This window comes from Rhizobium sp. 01L410 (assembly GCF_056400165.1).
In genome coordinates, this window is the sequence record NZ_JBFTST010000007.1 from 187,855 (window position 1) to 206,685 (window position 18,831).

Genomic DNA, 18,831 nt, shown 5'->3' on the forward strand with positions numbered 1-18,831 from the left:
CCGCTATTCCAGGATCGGAACATGCGGCGCGGCGGTCCGCGGCAAGATGCCGGTCACCCGCGGATCGTCGGCGACCTCGATCAATAGGGCATAGGGCGAAAAGCCCGAGCGCCGGTAAAACGAGAGCGCATTCGGATGGTCGAAATGGCAGGTATGGAGCCACAGCCTTTCGATCGGATGCGCCCAGGCGATGGCAAGCGCATGGTTCATCAGATAGCGCCCGGCGCCGGTGCCGATCGTCTCCTTGGTGACGCCGAAAAACACCAGTTCGCAGGCGCCCGGCTCCCGGAAATCGAGTTCGATCATCCCGGCAGGCTTGCCGCCCGATGACAACACGTAGATCTCCACCCTGGGATCGCGGAGGATAGCGGCCAGTTCGCCGTCGCTGATCACCAGCCGTGAAACCCACATCCATTCCTCGCCGATCGCCCGGAAAAGCTGCCGGTAGGTATCGAGATCGGGGACGGTCATGCGCGCGAGGGAAAGGTCTGAGCGTTCGGCCGCTGCGACGACTTCCGGCTTCTCCCGCATTTCCAGGCAGGTGACAGCGTTGGCAAGCTTGCCCTTTGGGACAAGAGAATAGCCTTCCGGCAGGACCGGATTGGAGTTGCCTATCGTTTCAATCGTTTCCATCGTTTGGCCCTACCATGCGTGTCGCGGAATTCCCCGATCGAGGCATAGCGGCTTGGCCGGTTCTTGCAAAGACCGGAGGTCCGGCGCTGATGCCGGCTAGGAGCGCCCGAACCGCAATCTCAGACGCGGCAGCCGCTTGGTCAGGTCGATCAGCGGCCTGTCGTGCTCCATGCTGATAACAGGCACAAACGCGGAAAACTTCTTCTCGAAGGCGATGCTTGCGGCGCTCTTGCGCTGCTCGATATCCTGCGGCACGAGCATGCCCCGCTCGAAAAGCGAGATCGGTGCTGCGATGTTCGGAAAGATCGTCTGGCTGATCTTCGCCTTGGCACCCGGCCGGTCGGTATCGACCTGGGCACGGTAGAGCACCAGCCGCTCTTCCGTATCGACCATCAGCTTCCGGGTCAGCACGTTGCAGAGCGCGATCTGGCTGTTCAGCGCATCGACAAACGTCTGGAACATGGTGATGAAGCGCTCGCGCCGCTGGCTCTCGTCGCGCATCACCTGCTCTTCGCTGGAAATCCGGTCAGCCTCGCCTTTCAGCGCGCGGCGCTCTTCCTCGAGCCGCTCCCACTCCGTTCTGCCGCCATAGACGCCGATGCGCCCCTGCGTCGTCAGCGCCTTGGCGTTCAGCTCCTTCATCCGCATCCGCGCGATATCGATCGCATCGACGAGGCGGCGGCGGTGCTCGATAATATCGACGACACCGCCTTCGGCCGTCTTGTGGCATTCGCCGGCAAAGCCGCGGTGCTGGGTTACAAGGCCTGCAAGCGCATCACTCTTGGCGAAAAGATCAAGCAGCCGCTCGACGACAGGTGCCTCGCTGACGCGCTGGCTGTGCAATCTCCACATCCGCTGGCGCGAGAACCACCCGGTGATCCGTTCGCGGAGCGTCAGTCCGCGGAAGCTGTCGAGATCGGCGGAGACGTCTTCAGACAACCGGTCGAGTTCACCGGCGAGTTCGCCAAGCGCAGCATCCAGCGCCTCGCGCTTCTGGCCTGCGGCCTGGAAACGCTGGTTCTCGTCCAGAAACGTCTCGTCGCTGGACTGCGCCTCGTTGCGCGCGAAGCTGCCGATGAAGGCAGCGCAATCGCCAGCTTCGGCGCGCAGCTCTTCCGCCAGCGCGCTTGCCGTTTCCATGAGAATTTCGAATGATGGAGCCTTGCGCACCCGCTTCTCCTGGGAATCGTTGGCCTCAAGCTAACCGGTCAGAGACGGGATGAAAATCCGCCTTTTCAGACGGCCTCGGCCACGAAGGGGCCGTTCATTTCGTCGTCCCAGTGCCTGCGGCAGAGCGAAACATATTTCTCGTTGCCGCCGACATCGATCTGCGCGCCCTCGTGCAGCACCTTCCCCTCGCCGTCGAGCCGCACCACCATTGTCGCCTTGCGGCCGCAGTGGCAGATGGTGCGCACTTCGCGCATCTCGTCAGAAATGGCGAGCAGCTCCTCGGAGGCCGGAAACAGCTTGCCCTGGAAGTCGGTGCGCAAGCCATAGACCATGATCGGGATACCGAGCCGGTCGACGATGCGGGCGAGCTGCCAGACATGCTCGCGCGTCATGAAATGCGCCTCGTCGACGAAGACGCAGGCGATCGGCTCTCCCTCACCGGCAAGCCGTGTCACCAGCGCCAGAAGATCGGTCTCCGCCTCGAAGGGAATGGCCTTGGCTTCCAGGCCGATCCGCGAGCCGATGATGCCCTTTCCGGTGCGCTCGTCGAAGGCGGCGATCAGCATCACCGTGCGCATGCCGCGCTCTTGGTAATTGTAGGAGGCCTGCAGCAGCATCGTCGTCTTGCCGGCGTTCATCGTCGAGTAATTGAAGTAGAGTTTCGCCATGTTTTTCTCCGTTCCTCGCTTTTGACGGCTCGAATCGCCGATGAGAAGAGCGCAGAGCTGATAACCACAGGAAATCCACGCCCGAATCCCGCCGGAATCCTTGCTTTTCAGGCCATCACGGAAAATTGCGCGACGTCGCAATCGAGTATGCCAAACCGCCGCAAACGCACTGTGGTCGCTTGTAAATGTCAGCTATTGATGGTTGGCTTGGGGACGATAAGACTGGGAGTCTATAAATGAGAACGACAAGCGCATCCAAACTGCTTACCGCAACTGCCGTTGCAGCTCTTTCCATTGCCACGGCCGCATTCGCAGCAGATCCTGAAAGCTGCACCGCCGTGCGTTTTTCCGACGTCGGCTGGACTGACATCACCGCAACCACCGCAACCGCGACCGTCGTGCTGAAGGGCCTCGGCTATGAGCCGAAGACCACCGTGCTTTCGGTACCGGTCACCTACCAGTCGCTGAAGAACAAGGACATCGACGTGTTCCTCGGCAACTGGATGCCGACGCAGGAGAAGGACGTCCGTCCGTTCCTCGACGACAAGTCGGTCGAATCCTACGGTCCGAACCTCGTTGGCGCGAAATACACGCTGGCGACCAACGCCAAGGGCGCCGAACTCGGCATCAAGGACTTCAAGGACATCGCTGCCCACAAGGATGACCTGGACGGCAAGATCTATGGCATCGAGCCCGGCAACGACGGCAATCGCCTGGTCATCGACATGATCGACAAGAACACCTTCGGCATGAAGGGCCTTGAGGTCGTCGAATCCTCCGAACAGGGCATGCTGGCGCAGGTCGCTCGCGCCGAGAAGGCCGGCAAGCCGGTCGTCTTCCTCGGCTGGGAACCGCACCCGATGAACACCAACTTCAAGCTGACCTACCTGACCGGCGGCGACGACGTCTTCGGTCCTGATTTCGGCGGCGCCAAGGTGTTCACCAACGTTCGTGCCGGCTATTTCGGCGAATGCCCGAACACCGGTACCCTGATCAAGAACATGACCTTCTCGCTCGAGATGGAAAACCAGATCATGGGCAAGATCATGAATGACGGCGAAGAGCCGGAAAAGGCTGCTGCGGAATGGCTGAAGGCCAACCCGTCGGCGCTCGATCCGTGGCTCGCAGGCGTCAAGACGCGCGATGGCAGTGCCGATGGCCTGCCCGCCGTCAAGAAGAGCCTTGGCCTCTGACGATGACGTGCGCGGGGCGGTTTTGCCGTCCCGCCTCCATTTCATCCCGAATTCTTGATCTTTTTTGGATAGGCACGCCCCTTGGACTGGATCACTGACGCTAAAATTCCGATCGGCTCTTGGGCCAAGTTGTTCGTTGACTGGCTGACGACCAATGCCGACTGGTTCTTCAACCAGCTGGCCTTCATCCTGTCGCATGTCATCGACGGCATGCTGTTCGTGTTGCAGGCGCCGCATCCATTGATCGTCATCGCCGCCATCACCGGCATTGCCTACTGGATACGCCGGTCGGTCGTCGTCGCGGTCTTTACCTGTCTTGGGCTGCTGCTGATCACCAACCAGGGTTACTGGAAAGAGACGACGGAAACGCTGGCGCTCGTGCTCGCCTCCACCTTCGTCTCCATGCTGGTCGGCATCCCGCTCGGCATCGCCGCAGCGCGGCGCGCCTGGGTCTATTCGGTGCTGCGCCCGATCCTCGATCTGATGCAGACGATCCCGACCTTCGTCTATCTGATCCCGGCACTCATCCTCTTCGGCCTCGGCATGGTTCCGGGCTTGATCGCTACTGTGATCTTCGCCATTCCTGCCCCGATCCGCCTGACGCGCCTCGGCATCATCTCGACCCCGCCGTCCCTCGTCGAAGCCGCCGAGTCCTTCGGCGCGACACCGATGCAGGTGCTGCGCAAGGTCGAACTCCCCTTCGCCACGCCGCAGATCATGGCCGGTCTGACCCAGACCATCATGCTGTCGCTGTCGATGGTGGTCATCGCCGCCCTCGTCGGCGCCGACGGTCTCGGCGTCCCCGTCGTTCGCGCGCTGAACACAGTCAACGTCGCCAAGGGCTTTGAAGCCGGTCTCTGCATCGTCATCCTGGCGATCATCCTCGACCGCATGTTCCGCACTGCAGGTGAAGGAGACGGCGTATGACCTCCGTTCGTTTCGACAATGTCAGCATCATCTTCGGCGACAAGCCGGAAGCCGCCCTCTCGATGGTCGATCAAGGCAAGACGCGCGACGAGATCGGCGCTTCGACCGGCCTCGTGCTCGGCGTCGCCGATGCCTCGATCACCGTCGAGGAAGGAGAAATCCTCGTCCTCATGGGCCTCTCCGGCTCCGGCAAGTCCACCCTGCTGCGTGCCGTCAACGGGCTGGCGCCCGTCGTGCGCGGCTCGGTCACGGTCTCCACAGCCACCGGCCCCGTCGATCCCTATAAATGCAGCGCCAAGGCGCTGCGCGATCTGCGCATGCACACGGTCTCCATGGTCTTCCAGCAGTTCGCGCTGCTGCCCTGGCGCACGGTCGCCGACAATGTCGGCTTCGGTCTGGAACTCGCCGGCATGGCCGACGCCGAGCGCAAGAAGCGCGTTGATGAGCAGCTCGAACTTGTCAACCTGACAAAGTGGGCAAACCGCAAGGTCAACGAACTCTCGGGCGGCATGCAGCAGCGCGTCGGCCTCGCTCGCGCCTTCGCAACGGGCGCGCCGATCCTGCTGATGGACGAGCCGTTCTCTGCCCTCGACCCGCTGATCCGCACCCGCCTGCAAGACGAATTGCTGGAATTCCAGCGCCGCCTGAAGAAGACCATCCTCTTCGTCAGCCACGATCTCGACGAAGCCTTCCGCATCGGCAATCGTATTGCCATCATGGAAGGCGGGCGCATCATCCAGTGCGGCACCCCGCAGGAAATCGTCAAGAACCCGGCCGACCAGTATGTCGCGGATTTCGTGCAGAACATGAACCCGATCAACATGCTGACGGCACAGGACGTCATGCAGCCGGGTCTCGGCCAGTCTGCCGTGGGCGCCACCGTCACGGCGACGGCCAAGCCCGCAACGCCGCTCGTCGATATCCTCGATGCCTTGTCCCGCCAGCCTGGCAGCATCGGCGTCGTCGACAACGGAACAATCGTCGGCACGATTTCGGCGCAGGACATCGTCAGCGGCCTCACCCGCCACCGGCGCAAAGAACAGGCTTGATCCTTCCGTCCACTTCCGACAGAAAAGTGGACATGAAAGATCAAGCTTCCGTATTGCGGGAGACGGACGGGCAGGCCCGGACGCTCGCCCGCACCCTGCTCCGTTCGGCCCGCTATGCCGGCCTCGCCGTACTCGATCCGGCGACCGGCTTTCCGTTTGCCAGCCGCGTGCTTCTCGGCACCGACATAGACGGCACGCCCGTCGTCCTCGTCTCGGCGCTCTCCACCCATACCAAGGCGCTGGAAGCTGATCCCCGCGCCTCGCTGCTAACAGGCGAGCCCGGCAAGGGCGATCCGCTCGCCTATCCGCGCCTGACGACGCAATGCATCGCCGAACCGGTGGAGCGCGGCAGCCCGCTTCACGAGCGCATCCGCGGCCGTTTCCTGAACCGGCATACCAAGGCCAAGCTCTATATCGACTTCCCGGATTTCCGGTTTTTCCGCTTGCTGCCGCAGTCCGCCAGCCTCAACGGAGGCTTCGGCCGGGCCTATCTCCTGGAGGGTTCGGACCTTGCGATTCTCTCTCCCGCCAACGATGCGGTGGCGGCCGAAGCCGATGCCATAGTGCGAGATTTAGTAGACAACCACCCAGACGTGCTTAGGGCGCTTGAAACCCGTTTCAAGGGGACAATTGACGGGACTTTGAGGGTTTGTGGTCTGGATAGTGCTGGTTTTGACGTGATTTCGGGCGATAACTTGTCACGTTGTGAATTCGAAGAGCCCGTCACAAAACCCGGGGAAATTATTCCACACATATCTAAAATAGCATACTCGATACCCGAAATTTAGGTATATACAATCTTCATGCCCAATTGCTACTTTTCGGGCGTCCGCCAAACCCCGTCTAACGCCCTGTGCCTATACGGAAAAAATTCGCATTAGGAAGATTGGAATAATGGAAAATACTGACTTGTCAGATCACGCTAATGTGGCGGCCGCGCTTCTGTCAGCAATGGCAAACCCCAAGCGCCTGCTCATCCTCGTGAGCCTCGTGAAGGGTGAAGTTCCCGTCGGCGTCCTCGCGACGCAGGTTGGCCTTAGCCAGTCTGCCCTGTCGCAGCATCTCTCCAAGCTTCGCGCCCAGAAGCTGGTCCGGACCCGCCGCGATGCGCAGACCATCTATTATTCGAGCAATTCCGAGCCTGTGATGAAAATCCTGGCAACGCTCGAAGACATTTACGCTGTTCAGAACCGGAGCCGTTCCGCGGCCTAAAGTCAACGCTGACATCACGTCAGCCAAGAACCGGTCCGCCAATGGAATAATTCCGGAATGGACCGGACGCAGTATTTCAGCACGTCAACCCTACTTCTTGACCGGCAGATCGCTCGATTTGCCGGTCTTTTTCGTTTCGGCCGGATACCGTTCTGGCGGTATTTCAATGCGGCGGCAAAGCGCATAGCAATGAGCGGTAAACTCTGGTTTCGTGCGCTTTCGGTCTCTTGACGCCCGATTCCGCGCTGATAGTTTGACCGGACGGTAAAAATACGGGCTCAAGCCCGGGGAACGGGCCTCGCGGCCAGGAGAACAGCATGTCCAATCGCCTCAACACCCCCAACGACCTTCGCGCCTTCTGGATGCCGTTTACGGCGAACCGGCAGTTCAAGAAGGAGCCGCGCATGTTCGTCGGCGCCAAGGACATGTATTACACCACCCATGATGGCCGTCAGGTGCTCGATGGCACCGCCGGTCTCTGGTGCGTCAATGCCGGCCACTGCCGCCCGAAGATCACCGAGGCGATCCGCGAACAGGCGGGCGAACTCGATTACGCCCCAGCCTTCCAGCTCGGCCACCCCAAGGCCTTCGAACTGGCGAACCGCCTGGTCGATATCGCCCCTGAAGGCATGAACCACGTTCTATACACCAACTCCGGCTCTGAATCGGTCGAGACCGCGCTCAAGGTGGCGCTGGCCTATCACCGGGTAAAAGGCAACGGCTCGCGCTTCCGCCTCATCGGCCGCGAGCGCGGTTATCACGGCGTCAATTTCGGCGGCATCTCGGTTGGCGGCATCGTCTCCAACCGCAAGATGTTCGGCACGCTTCTGACCGGCGTCGATCACATGCCGCACACCCACCAGCCCGGCAAGAACAACTTTACACGCGGCGAGCCTGAACATGGCGGTGATATCGCAACCGAACTCGAGCGTATCGTCACCCTGCACGACGCCTCGACCATCGCCGCCGTCATCGTCGAGCCGGTCGCCGGCTCCACCGGCGTGCTGATCCCGCCGAAGGGCTACCTGCAGAAGCTGCGCGAGATCTGCACCAAGCACGGCATCCTGCTGATCTTCGACGAAGTCATCACCGGTTTCGGCCGCCTCGGCGCTCCCTTCGCCGCCCAGTATTACGACGTCATGCCCGACATGATCACCACCGCCAAGGGCCTGACCAATGGTGTCATCCCGATGGGCGCGGTCTTTGTCACCTCGGAGATCCACGACGCCTTCATGAGCGGCCCCGAGCACATGATCGAGTTCTTCCACGGCTACACCTATTCGGGCAACCCGATCGCTTCGGCCGCTGCACTCGCCACGCTCGACACCTATAAGGAAGAAGGCCTGCTGACCCGCGCCGCGGAGCTTTCCGACTACTGGGCCGACGCGCTGCACTCGCTGAAGGATTGCCCGAATGTCATCGACATCAGGAACACCGGCCTGATCGGCGCCATCGAGCTCGACCCGATCGCCGGCGAACCGACCAAGCGCGCCTTCACCGCCTTCCTGAAGGCCTATGAGAAGGGCCTGCTGATCCGCACGACCGGCGACATCATCGCGCTGTCTCCGCCGCTGATCATTGAGAAGCACCATATCGACGAGCTGTTCGGCAAGCTGCGCGAGATCCTTCAGAACAACATCTGATCGTCACGAGACCAAACGAAATGCCCGCCGGAACTGATCTCCGGCGGGCATTTTTACGTCTTGATCTTACGCCTTGATCTCAGGCCTTGTGCGCCGAAGCGACCGACAGGCAGAGCGCAAAGCGCTTCAGCAGCTTGATGTCGAAATGCCCTTCTCGGCTCAGCATCCATTTCAGCGCATCGGCTGGTGACCAGGGCTGCTTGTAGGGCCGGATCGAGGTGATCGCGTCATAGACGTCGCAGATCGCTGCGAGCTTCGCATAGATGCTGAGCTTCGAGCCCGGCACCATATTCGGATATCCCCGCCCGTCGATCCGCTCATGGTGGTTGAGGCAGACGTCGAGAACGATGTCGGGCATGCCCGCCTGCCGCTTCAGGATCGCATGGCCAAGTTCCGGATGGCTGCGGATCAGCTGCATTTCCTCGTCGTCGAGCTTGCCTTCCTTGGCGAGAATCTCGTGCGGGATTTCCACCTTGCCGACATCGTGCAGCAGACCGGCAATACCGAGGACGCGAACCGTCTCCTCGTCGAAATCCAGATAGCGGGAAAAATGGATCATCAGCGCGCTGACCGACAGCGAATGCACGAAGGTCGTCTCGTCCTTCGACTTCAATCGCGTGACGCTGAGGAAAATCGCCGGGTTTTCATCGAGCGACGTGGACAGTCCCGAAATGACGGGCGCGATATCATCGATCGCGACACCCGCCCCGCCCTGAATCTTGCTGAAGACATCTTCGAGCTGCTCGGCGGATTTCTGGATGGTTTCGCGCGCAGCCTTGGTCTGTAGCTCGACGGCACGGGGATCCTCGGACGCATAGGCAGGCACATTGGAGCGCAGGCCGTTCGTATCGACGCCCTTGGCTGTGTTGATGACCACCCCGGCGACACCGCTGCCGCGCAACCGTTGGGCATCGGATTCCCGCCTTACGATAAACCGGTGACGCCCGAGCAATGGGTCGTTCCAGGCCCCTTCGACGGCCTCTATAAACATCCCAGCCCTGACCTGGCTGGCTTCAATGCGCTTTAGCATTCAGTCGCTTAGTCCCAACGCACGATTAGACTTGCTGGGCCGAGTTTATTCTTGAGACACACTCCAGACCGGCCACCCCTCTACAACCTTCATAGCATGCAAATGTTAATCGGTTCTATTTTACGAATATTCTCACGCACAAAGATTCACTGACTATTCTTGGTATCTTTCCGGCGTTATTTGCAACTCGTGGATTAAATCGTTTTGAGCACTTAGCCCAAGGTAGATGCCGGCTAATGACCTCTGAAAAACTCCGGAATTTTACGAAAATGACGCCGGAGCCGGTCGTTTCGCGCAATCCAGAACAATTTTGGCAGTAATTTTGTTATTTCCTTGCGAAATCAAATGAGAATTCCTAGAAAATCGCCATGCGCCCGCTGAAGTCAAAGATGACCGGCCGGGGGCATTGACCGCACCGGAACCGCCGTCTTGGCGCAACTCAGAAGAGTTGTTGTACGCGCCGGCTCCGATGTCGCGGCAGTCACGCGGGCGAAAGCCCCACCCAAGGAGAACGAAAATGAGTCTGAAGACTTTGACTGGCGCGACGATGCTCGCATCGCTGGCTTTTGCACCGCTTGCCCATGCCGATATCACCATCGGCCTCATCGCGCCCCTCACCGGCCCGGTTGCCGCTTACGGCGATCAGGTGAAGAACGGCGCGCAGACCGCTGTCGACGAGATCAACAAGAACGGCGGCATTCTCGGCGAGAAGGTCATCCTGAAGACCGCTGACGACGCCGGCGAACCGAAGCAGGGCGTTTCCGCCGCCAACCAGCTGGTCGGCGAAGGCATCAAGTTCGTCGTTGGCCCGGTCACCTCGGGCGTTGCCATCCCGGCATCCGACGTGCTCGCTGAAAACGGCGTGCTGATGGTCACCCCGACGGCAACCTCTCCTGATCTGACGAACCGCGGCCTGACCAACGTCCTGCGCACCTGCGGCCGTGACGACCAGCAGGCTGGCGTTGCTGCCGAATATGCCCTGAAGCATTTCAAGGACAAGCGTATCGCCATCATCAACGACAAGGGCGCTTACGGTAAGGGTCTCACCGACAACTTCAAGGCAACCCTGAACGCCGGTGGCGTCAAGGAAGTCATCGACGACGCCGTCACGCCTGGCGACAAGGACTTCTCGGCACTCACCACCCGCCTGAAGGCTGAAAAGGTCGATGTCGTCTATTTCGGCGGCTACCACCCGGAAGGCGGCCTGCTCGCCCGCCAGCTCGCGGACCTCTCGGTCAAGGCGACGATCATCGGCGGTGACGGCCTGTCGAACAACGAATTCTGGAACATCGGTACCGAAGCCGCTGCCGGCACGATCTTCACCAACGCCTCCGACGCCACCAAGAGCCCGGATTCCAAGGCCGCTGCTGCAGCGCTCGCCGCCAAGAAGATCCCGGCCGAAGCCTTCACGCTGAACGCCTATGCTGCCGTCGAAGTCATCAAGGCCGGCATCGAGAAGGCCAAGAGCGCCGAAGACGCGGAAGCCGTCGCAGCAGCCCTCAAGGGCGGCGACGCCATCCCGACCGCCATCGGCAAGCTCACCTACGGCGAAACCGGCGACCTCTCCTCGAAGAGCTTCGAGCTCTACAAGTGGGAAGCTGGCAAGGCCGTTCCGGTCGAATAAGCCGCTCTGCCATCGCATTTCTGCCGGGCGCCTTGTGCGCCCGGTTTTCGTTTGGAGCGCAGCCTGCCACATATCGCATTGTGCAACACAGTTCGGCTATAACGGTGGCACGAAGCAATTGGGGACGCACATGACCAGCAAGCTCGAACACCACATCGACCAGGGAACCGGCCGCGAACCGGCCGATATCGTCCTCAAGGGCGGGCGGTTCTTCGATCTGGTGACCGGCGAACTCGTGGCCTCTGACATCGCCATCTCCGGCGACCGGATCGTCGGCACCTGCGCCGATTATCAGGGCGCCACCGAGATCGATATATCAGGGAAGATCGTCGTCCCCGGCTTCATCGACACGCATCTGCATATCGAATCCTCGCTCGTCACCCCGCATGAATTCGACCGCTGCGTGCTGCCCTACGGCGTCACCACGGTGATCTGCGATCCGCACGAGATTGCCAACGTCATCGGCGAGGAAGGTATCCGCTTCTTCCTCGAGTCCGCGCAGGAAACGATCATGGACATCCGGGTCCAGCTCTCCTCCTGCGTTCCGGCAACCCATCTGGAGACGGCCGGCGCCGATCTGCCGATCGAGAAACTCCTGCCCTTCCGCGATCATCCGAAGGTCATCGGCCTTGCCGAGTTCATGAATTTCCCGGGCGTGATCCAAAAGGATCCGGTCTGCCTCGCCAAGCTCGAAGCCTTCCAGGGCGGCCATATCGATGGCCACGCGCCGCTGCTGCGCGGCACCAATCTGAACGGCTACCTCTCGGCCGGCATCCGCACCGAGCACGAATGCACCACTGCCGAGGAAGCGCTCGAAAAGATCCGCAAGGGCATGCACATTCTGGTGCGCGAAGGATCGGTGTCGAAGGACCTTCACGCGCTGATGCCCATCATCACCGAGCGCCTGTCGCCTTTTCTGGCGCTCTGCACCGATGACCGCAATCCGCTCGATATCGCCGAGCAGGGCCATCTCGATTACATGATCCGCACGGCGATCGCCTCGGGCGTCGAGCCGCTGGCGATCTATCGCGCCGCCTCGATCTCGGCCGCCCGCGCCTTCGGTCTGAGGGACCGGGGTCTCGTCGCCCCCGGCTGGCGCGCCGATCTCGTGGTCATCGACAGCCTCGAAAGCTGCAAGGCCGAAATGGTCTTCTCGGCCGGCCGCCGCGTCACCGCAGAACTCTTCGCCACCCGCAAACCCGTCGCCCCCGTCGGCCTCGACAGTGTCAAGGCGCGGCCGGTCCAGGCGATGCATTTCGGCGTGCCGGTTGCCGAGGGTGAAACGCCTGTCATCGGCGTCATGCCCGGCAAGATCATCACCGAACACCGCCGCTACCGCCTGCCAGTCAAGGGCAACCAGACCGATCTCGATCTCGCAAACGACATCATCAAGGTCGCCGTCATCGAGCGCCACGGCAAGAACGGCAACCATGCCAACGGCTTCGTACAGGGCTTCGGCCTGAAGAAAGGCGCGATCGCCTCCACCGTCGGCCACGACAGCCACAATATCTGCGTCGTCGGCGTCAACGAGGACGACATGGCGCTCGCCGCCAACCGCCTCGGTGACATCAAGGGCGGCTTCGTCGTCGTCGAGGACGGCAAGGTGACAGGCGAGATCCCGCTCCCCGTCGCTGGCCTGATGAGCCTCGAACCCTATGAGAGCGTGCGCGACACGCTACATCACTTGAGAAAGGCGGCCTACGCCCTTGGAACGACTCTCGAAGAGCCCTTCCTCCAGGTCGCCTTCCTGCCGCTCCCGGTGATCCCGCACCTGAAGATTTCGGATATGGGGATGGTGGATGTCGAGCGGTTCATGCTGATCGGGTGAGCGATGCCTGTCGTTTTCAGATTCGGAAACCTGAAGTTCTTCTTCTATTCAAACGAAGGCAATCCGCGCGAGCCCATCCACATCCATATCCGCGGCCCCAGCGGCGAAGCGAAGATCTGGCTGGAACCGGCCATCGGCATCGCCGCGAGCAGAGGCTTCAATCGCAGCGAGCTTGCTGATATCATTCGGGAAGTCGCAAAGAACCGATCGGCGATCGAAAGAGCGTGGCATGAGCATTTCAGCAACTGAAGTCAGCTTCGATGAAAACACCATGTGGGTCGTGCTCGATGATGGCCGCACACTCGGTGTACCGCTCGCTTGGTTTCCGCGCCTGCTTTCCGCAACAACCGAACAGCGCGCCGCCGTCGAGATCAGTCCGATGGGTCTCCACTGGGACGAACTCGACGAAGACATTTCGATCGAGGGGCTGATTGCCGGTCGTGGTGACCAGACAATCAAGCGCCCCTCCGCGGCGTGATCAGCCCAACTCTCCACAATAACCGCTCAGTGGCGCAAGCCTGATCGCCCCGCCTGACACTTCGCCCTTCAGCCCCGGCACAGCAAGCCCCCCACCGACCTTCATCCCCGCAGGCAATTTAAACTCCGCCGCCTCGCGTGTCAGATTGAAGACGAATAGCAGCTTCTCGCCGCCCTTCGTCCGCGTAAACGCCAGCAGGTCCTGGTTGGTACCGATGAATTCCATGTCGCCGTCGATGAGCGCCGGATGCTGTTTGCGGAATGCCAGCGTCTCCCGGTAATGCGAAAGCACCGAAGCGGCGTCCGCTTCCTGCGTATCGACCGATAGCGCCGCCTGCTCGTAGGGCACCGGCAGCCAGCTCTTTTCCGCGCCCGTGAAACCGGCATGCGCCTTGGCCGCTTCCCAGGGCATCGGCGTACGGCATCCGTCGCGGCCCTTGAAGGCCGGCCAGAAGCGGATGCCGTAGGGATCGCGAAGATCCTCGAAGGCGAGTTCGGCTTCGGGCAGGCCGAGTTCCTCGCCCTGATAGAGGCAGATCGATCCGCGCAGCGCCGCCAGCACCGAAATCGCCAGCTTGGCGATCACGGGCCGCTCCGCCTCGGTCTTCGCGAAGCGGCTGACATGGCGGTTGACGTCGTGATTGGAAAAGGCCCAGCAGACCCATCCGTTCGCCACCATGCGCTGGAACGTATCGACGCATTTGCGGATATGGGCAGCGGTGAAATCGGGGCCGAGCAGGTCGAACGTGTAGCACATATGCAGCTTGTCGCCGCCATCGACATAGGCCGCCACCGTCTTCAGCGAACGCGCGCCGTCGCCGACCTCGCCGACTGTCGTCCGGTCCTCATACTGGTCGAGCAGCGCCCGGAAGCGCTTTAGGAAATCGACATTCTCGGGCTGCGTCTTGTCGTAGAGATGGTTCTGCATGCCGTAGGGATTGCTGTCGGGGGCATCGAGCCCCGCATCGCTCTCGTCGGGCTCGTGCGGAGGGTTATCGCGCAGCAGCTTGTCGCAGAAATAATAGTTCACCGTGTCGAGGCGGAAGCCATCGACACCGCGGTCGAGCCAGAATTTCACGGTCTTCAGCACCGCGTCCTGAACTTCCTTGTTGTGAAAGTTCAGGTCGGGCTGCGAGGTCAGGAAGTTGTGCTGGTAATATTGGCGGCGCACGCCGTCCCATTCCCAGCCCGGCCCGCCGAAGATCGACAGCCAGTTGTTCGGCGCCGTGCCGTCGCGCTTCGGATCGGCCCAGACATACCAGTCTGCTTTCGGATTGCCGCGGCTCGCCCGGCTCTCGACGAACCACGGATGCTGGTCCGAGGTGTGGGAGATCACCTGGTCGATGATCACCTTGATGCCATGCGCATGCGCGGCCTTCATCATCTCGTCGAAATCATCGAGCGTCCCGAAGATCGGATCGACGTCGCAATAATCGGAAACGTCGTAGCCCATGTCGGCCATCGGCGACTTGAAGAAGGGCGACAGCCAGATGGCATCAACGCCGAGGCTGGCAATATACGGCAACCGGCGCGTGATTCCCTTCAGGTCGCCCAGACCGTCGCTGTTCGTATCCTGAAAAGAGCGTGGATAGACCTGATAGATCACCGCGCCCCGCCACCAGTCCGCCGACTTCACCGCCATGAATGCACTCTCCGAATGGTTCGTTCGCGCACAGACTAAAGCCCGGAAAACAAAAAACAACTGCGTTAACAGCCTCTTTTGGGGTGGACGCGGAAAGGCAAATTCGCGCCGCATATAGGCTTGTCCACACCCATGACGACCCCTTCGCAAGGGGGGTTGCAACGCCAAACCTTTGCGATAAGGTGCGCGTTGACCTGCACGTAACAGGTCAAAACCGGGAACAAATGACTAAAAACAGGCGACAAAGCCTGGAAAGGTGGCCCAACCATGAACCATATAACGAAAAAAATTCTAGCTTCCGCAATGTTTGGCACATTGCTGGCTTTCTCGGCCCACGCGGCCACAATCAACATCCACAATGGCGGCGACCCGACGTCGCTCGACCCGCAAAAACTGTCAGGCGACTGGGAAAACCGTATCGCCGGCGACATTTTCGAAGGTCTCGTCACGGAAGACGCCAAGGACAATCCGATTCCCGGCCAGGCCGAGAGCTGGAAAGTGTCCGATGACGGCAAGGTCTATACCTTCAAGCTTCGCGACGGCATCAAGTGGTCCGATGGCCAGCCGGTAACGGCCGGAGACTTCGTCTTCGCCTTCCAGCGCCTCGTCGACCCGAAGAACGCCGCCGATTATGCCTACCTGCAGTTCACCATCAAGAACGCGGAAAAGATCAACAAGGGCGAGATCGCCGATCTCAACCAGCTCGGCGTCAAGGCTGTCGATGACAAGACGCTCGAGATCACGCTTGAAAATCCGACCCCTTATTTCATCAACGCCTTGATGCACTACACCGCCTATCCGCTGCCGAAGCATGTGGTGGAAGCCAAGGGCGCCGACTGGGTAAAGATCGGCAACATCGTCACCAACGGTCCCTATAAGCCGACTGAATGGGTTCCGGGTTCGCATGTCACCACCGTCAAGAACGACCAGTATTACGGCGCCAAGGACGTAAAGATCGACGGCGCCAAGTTCTTCGTCCTCGAAGACCAGGAAGCCGCGCTGAAGCGCTACCGCGCCGGCGAATTCGACATTCTCACCGACTTCCCGACTGACCAGTACGAGTGGATGAAGAAGAACCTGCCGGGCCAGGCGCATGTCGCCCCCTTCTCCGGTCTCTACTATTACGTCATCAATTCGCAGAAGCCGCCCTTCAGCGACAAGCGCGTCCGCCAGGCCCTGTCCATGGCGATCAACCGCGAAGTCATCGGCCCGCAGATCCTCGGCACCGGCGAACTGCCGGCCTATTCCTGGGTCCCGCCGGGCACGGCGAATTACGGCGATCCGGCTTACGTCTCCTGGAAGGACTTGCCCTACAAGGACAAGGTCGAGGAAGCCAAGAAGCTGCTCAAGGAAGCAGGCTTCGGCCCTGATCACCCGCTGACGGCCGAGCTCAAGTACAACACCAACGACAACCACAAGCGCATCGCCGTGGCGATCGCCTCGATGTGGAAGCCGCTGGGCGTCAATGTCGAGCTCGTCAATGCCGAAACCAAGGTGCATTACGACCAGCTGCAGCGCGGCGAAGTGCAGATCGGCCGTGCCGGCTGGCTCGCCGACTACAACGACCCCGACAACTTCCTGAACCTGCTCGTCACGGGCGTCCAGATGAACTATGGCCGCTGGTCGAACCCGGAATACGACAAGCTGATCAAGGACGGCAACGCCCAGACCGATCTGACCAAGCGTGCCGAAATGTTCAAGAAGGCCGAGCAGATCGCGCTGGATGATTCCGCCGCGCTGCCGATCTACTATTACGTCTCCAAGAACGTCGTTTCGCCCAAGATCGAGGGCTTCGTCGACAACGTCCAGGACATCCACCGCACCCGCTGGCTGTCGATGAAAGAGTAAAGGAAAACGGCCCTTTCCGCCCCGCGCGAAAAGGGCCGGTCCACGATCATGATCAAATATGCACTCCGTCGATTGCTGTCGACGATCCCGGTTCTGTGGATCGCCGTCACAGCCTGCTTTTTCGTTTTGCGCCTTGCCCCCGGCGGCCCCTTCGATGGCGAAAGGCCATTGCCGCCGGTGATCCTGAAGAACCTGGCTGTCCACTACAATCTGGATAAGCCGCTCATCCAGCAGTACCTCATCTATGTGGGTGATCTGCTCAGAGGAGATCTCGGCCCGTCATTTGCCAGCGAAGACTTCACCGTTGCGCAGCAGATCATGATCGGCCTGCCCTATACCTTCACGATCGGCACGGCCGCTTTCCTGCTCGCCATCATCATCGGCGTCTTCGTCGGCTGTCTTGGGGCGCTCTATCAGAACAAGACGCCGGATTACATTCTGGGCGCCCTGATCCTGGTAGGCGTCGTGCTGCCGAACTTCCTGATCGCGCCGATCCTGCAGCTGGTCTTCGGCATCCATCTCGCCTGGCTTCCGGTCGGCGGCTGGGGTGACGGCTCGCTGAAATATCTGGTGCTGCCCGTCGTCGTGCTGGCGCTGCCGCATGCCGGCCGCATCTCGCGCATCACCCGCGGCTCGATGATCGAGGTGATGGGCCAGAACTATATCCGCACCGCCAAGGCCAAGGGTATCGGTCCGCGCCTGACGGTCATGCGCCATGCGCTGAAGCCCGCCATGATGCCCGTCGTCTCCTATCTCGGCCCGGCGGCCAGTTATCTTCTCACCGGCTCGCTGGTTGTCGAAAGCGTCTTCGGACTGCCCGGCATCGGCCGCTATTTCATCAATGCAGCGCTGAACCGCGACTACGGCATGGTTCTCGGAACGGTCATCTTCTACATGGTGCTGATCGTCTTTTTGAACCTTCTCGTCGATATCGCCTATGCGTGGCTCGATCCGAAAGTGAGAAACCGATGATCCTCAATCCTGCCAAACGCGAGCTGCTGGCAGCCGAGCTGCTGGAGGCCGAAGGCCTGGCGCCGGAAGGCCGCTCGCTCACCAAGGACGCGCTCCGGCGCCTGTCGCGCAACAAGGCCGCCGTCGTCTCGATCGTCGTCCTCGTGCTCCTGATCCTCGTCGCCTTCATCGGCCCGTGGTTCATCCCCTATAACTACGAGGACCCGGACTGGGCCGCCTTCCGCATCCCGCCCTCCTTCGAAACCGGCCACTATTTCGGCACCGACCCGAACGGCCGCGACCTGCTGGCCCGCGTGCTCTACGGCACCCGCATCTCGCTCGCCGTCGCCTTCACCGCAACGCTGGTCTCGGTCGTCATCGGCGTGCTCTATGGCGCCATCTCCGGCTATATCGGCGGCAGGCTGGACTCGATCATGATGCGTTTCGTCGACATCATGTACGCCTTCCCCTATATCCTCTTCGTCATCCTCTTGATGGTGATCTTCGGCCGCAACGTCTATCTGCTCTTTGCTGCGATCGGCGCGCTCGAATGGCTGACCATGGCCCGCATCGTTCGCGGCCAGACGCTGTCGATCAAGCACCGCGAGTTCATCGAGGCCGCACGCGCTTCCGGCCAGCGGCCGCTCAAGATCATCATCAAGCACATCATCCCGAACCTGATCGGTCCGGTGGTGATCTTCGCGGCACTGACCGTGCCTGAGATCATCGCCACCGAGAGCTTCCTCTCCTATCTCGGCTTCGGCGTGCAGGAACCGCTGACCTCGCTCGGCACGCTGATCGCCGAAGGCACGGATGCCATGGAAAGCATGCCCTGGCTGCTGATCTTCCCGGCCGGTTTCCTTGTCGCCTTGCTGCTCAGCCTGCTGTTCATCGGCGACGGCCTGCGCGACGCGTTCGACCCGAAGGATCGCTGAC

18 protein-coding genes are annotated in these 18,831 nt (G+C 61.0%); 13 read left to right on the forward strand and 5 right to left on the reverse strand.

Annotated elements, in window-relative coordinates; translation table 11 throughout:
- Positions 1-3 precede the first annotated feature (3 nt).
- The 3 genes from AC1DV9_RS17195 to AC1DV9_RS17205 form a co-directional block, all read right to left on the reverse strand.
- Positions 4-633, reverse strand: a complete 630-nt coding sequence (locus tag AC1DV9_RS17195) for a GNAT family N-acetyltransferase (protein ID WP_477949311.1) — start codon at positions 631-633, stop codon at positions 4-6.
- Positions 634-729: 96 nt separating this feature from the next.
- On the reverse strand, positions 730-1,803 hold the full coding sequence (locus AC1DV9_RS17200) for a hypothetical protein (protein ID WP_477949313.1): 1,074 nt from the start codon (positions 1,801-1,803) through the stop codon (positions 730-732).
- Between the two features lie 65 nt (positions 1,804-1,868).
- Positions 1,869-2,471 (reverse strand): thymidine kinase, encoded by a 603-nt coding sequence (locus tag AC1DV9_RS17205; RefSeq protein WP_112515688.1) that lies wholly within the window; start codon positions 2,469-2,471, stop codon positions 1,869-1,871.
- A 236-nt stretch (positions 2,472-2,707) separates the two neighbouring features.
- On the opposite strand from AC1DV9_RS17205, the gene AC1DV9_RS17210 reads away from it, so the two are divergent.
- The 6 genes from AC1DV9_RS17210 (at position 2,708) to aptA (ending at position 8,495) form a co-directional block, all read left to right on the forward strand.
- On the forward strand, positions 2,708-3,664 hold the full coding sequence (locus AC1DV9_RS17210; protein ID WP_112515686.1) for a choline ABC transporter substrate-binding protein: 957 nt from the start codon (positions 2,708-2,710) through the stop codon (positions 3,662-3,664).
- An 81-nt stretch (positions 3,665-3,745) separates the two neighbouring features.
- Positions 3,746-4,591 carry a choline ABC transporter permease subunit gene (gene choW, locus AC1DV9_RS17215; protein ID WP_112386191.1) on the forward strand — a complete coding sequence of 282 codons (846 nt, stop codon included), beginning with the start codon at positions 3,746-3,748 and terminating at the stop codon, positions 4,589-4,591.
- Entirely contained in the window at positions 4,588-5,640 is a 1,053-nt protein-coding gene (gene choV, locus AC1DV9_RS17220; RefSeq protein WP_112386190.1) for a choline ABC transporter ATP-binding protein, read from the forward strand. The genes choW and choV overlap by 4 nt, the downstream gene beginning before the upstream one ends.
- Positions 5,641-5,672: 32 nt before the next feature.
- A complete protein-coding gene (locus AC1DV9_RS17225; protein ID WP_112515684.1) occupies positions 5,673-6,428 on the forward strand; it encodes a HugZ family pyridoxamine 5'-phosphate oxidase in 756 nt (251 codons plus the stop codon).
- 106 nt (positions 6,429-6,534) lie between these two features.
- Positions 6,535-6,852, forward strand: a complete 318-nt coding sequence (locus AC1DV9_RS17230) for an ArsR/SmtB family transcription factor (protein WP_112386188.1) — start codon at positions 6,535-6,537, stop codon at positions 6,850-6,852.
- 317 nt (positions 6,853-7,169) lie between these two features.
- Entirely contained in the window at positions 7,170-8,495 is a 1,326-nt protein-coding gene (gene aptA / locus AC1DV9_RS17235) for an omega-aminotransferase AptA (protein ID WP_112386187.1), read from the forward strand.
- 79 nt (positions 8,496-8,574) lie between these two features.
- Here the strand turns inward: aptA and AC1DV9_RS17240 are convergent, their stop codons facing one another.
- A complete protein-coding gene (locus AC1DV9_RS17240) occupies positions 8,575-9,525 on the reverse strand; it encodes an HD-GYP domain-containing protein (protein ID WP_477949315.1) in 951 nt (316 codons plus the stop codon).
- Positions 9,526-10,042: 517 nt separating this feature from the next.
- Here AC1DV9_RS17240 and AC1DV9_RS17245 point away from each other — a divergent pair.
- From AC1DV9_RS17245 to AC1DV9_RS17260, 4 genes are all read left to right on the forward strand, one after another.
- Positions 10,043-11,149: a branched-chain amino acid ABC transporter substrate-binding protein gene (locus tag AC1DV9_RS17245; protein ID WP_477949316.1), complete on the forward strand. Its 1,107-nt coding sequence runs from the start codon at positions 10,043-10,045 to the stop codon at positions 11,147-11,149.
- Positions 11,150-11,279: 130 nt separating this feature from the next.
- Positions 11,280-12,977 carry an adenine deaminase gene (ade, locus tag AC1DV9_RS17250; protein WP_477949318.1) on the forward strand — a complete coding sequence of 566 codons (1,698 nt, stop codon included), beginning with the start codon at positions 11,280-11,282 and terminating at the stop codon, positions 12,975-12,977.
- A gap of 3 nt (positions 12,978-12,980) precedes the next feature.
- On the forward strand, positions 12,981-13,226 hold the full coding sequence (locus tag AC1DV9_RS17255) for a DUF4160 domain-containing protein (protein WP_310294264.1): 246 nt from the start codon (positions 12,981-12,983) through the stop codon (positions 13,224-13,226).
- On the forward strand, positions 13,207-13,455 hold the full coding sequence (locus AC1DV9_RS17260; protein WP_477949319.1) for a DUF2442 domain-containing protein: 249 nt from the start codon (positions 13,207-13,209) through the stop codon (positions 13,453-13,455). Before AC1DV9_RS17255 ends, AC1DV9_RS17260 begins: the two co-directional genes overlap by 20 nt.
- Here the strand turns inward: AC1DV9_RS17260 and bglA are convergent, their stop codons facing one another.
- Positions 13,456-15,096: a beta-galactosidase BglA gene (gene bglA, locus AC1DV9_RS17265; RefSeq protein WP_477949321.1), complete on the reverse strand. Its 1,641-nt coding sequence runs from the start codon at positions 15,094-15,096 to the stop codon at positions 13,456-13,458.
- A 267-nt stretch (positions 15,097-15,363) separates the two neighbouring features.
- On the opposite strand from bglA, the gene AC1DV9_RS17270 reads away from it, so the two are divergent.
- Genes AC1DV9_RS17270 through AC1DV9_RS17280 form a run of 3 tightly spaced genes read left to right on the forward strand, consistent with a single transcriptional unit; the run spans position 15,364 to position 18,830 of the window.
- A complete protein-coding gene (locus AC1DV9_RS17270) occupies positions 15,364-16,944 on the forward strand; it encodes a peptide ABC transporter substrate-binding protein (RefSeq protein WP_112515670.1) in 1,581 nt (526 codons plus the stop codon).
- A 48-nt stretch (positions 16,945-16,992) separates the two neighbouring features.
- Positions 16,993-17,916, forward strand: coding sequence for an ABC transporter permease subunit (locus AC1DV9_RS17275; protein ID WP_112515669.1), 924 nt, complete (start codon positions 16,993-16,995; stop codon positions 17,914-17,916).
- On the forward strand, positions 17,913-18,830 hold the full coding sequence (locus tag AC1DV9_RS17280; RefSeq protein ID WP_112537918.1) for an ABC transporter permease: 918 nt from the start codon (positions 17,913-17,915) through the stop codon (positions 18,828-18,830). The genes AC1DV9_RS17275 and AC1DV9_RS17280 overlap by 4 nt, the downstream gene beginning before the upstream one ends.
- The last annotated feature ends 1 nt before the right edge of the window (position 18,831 follow it).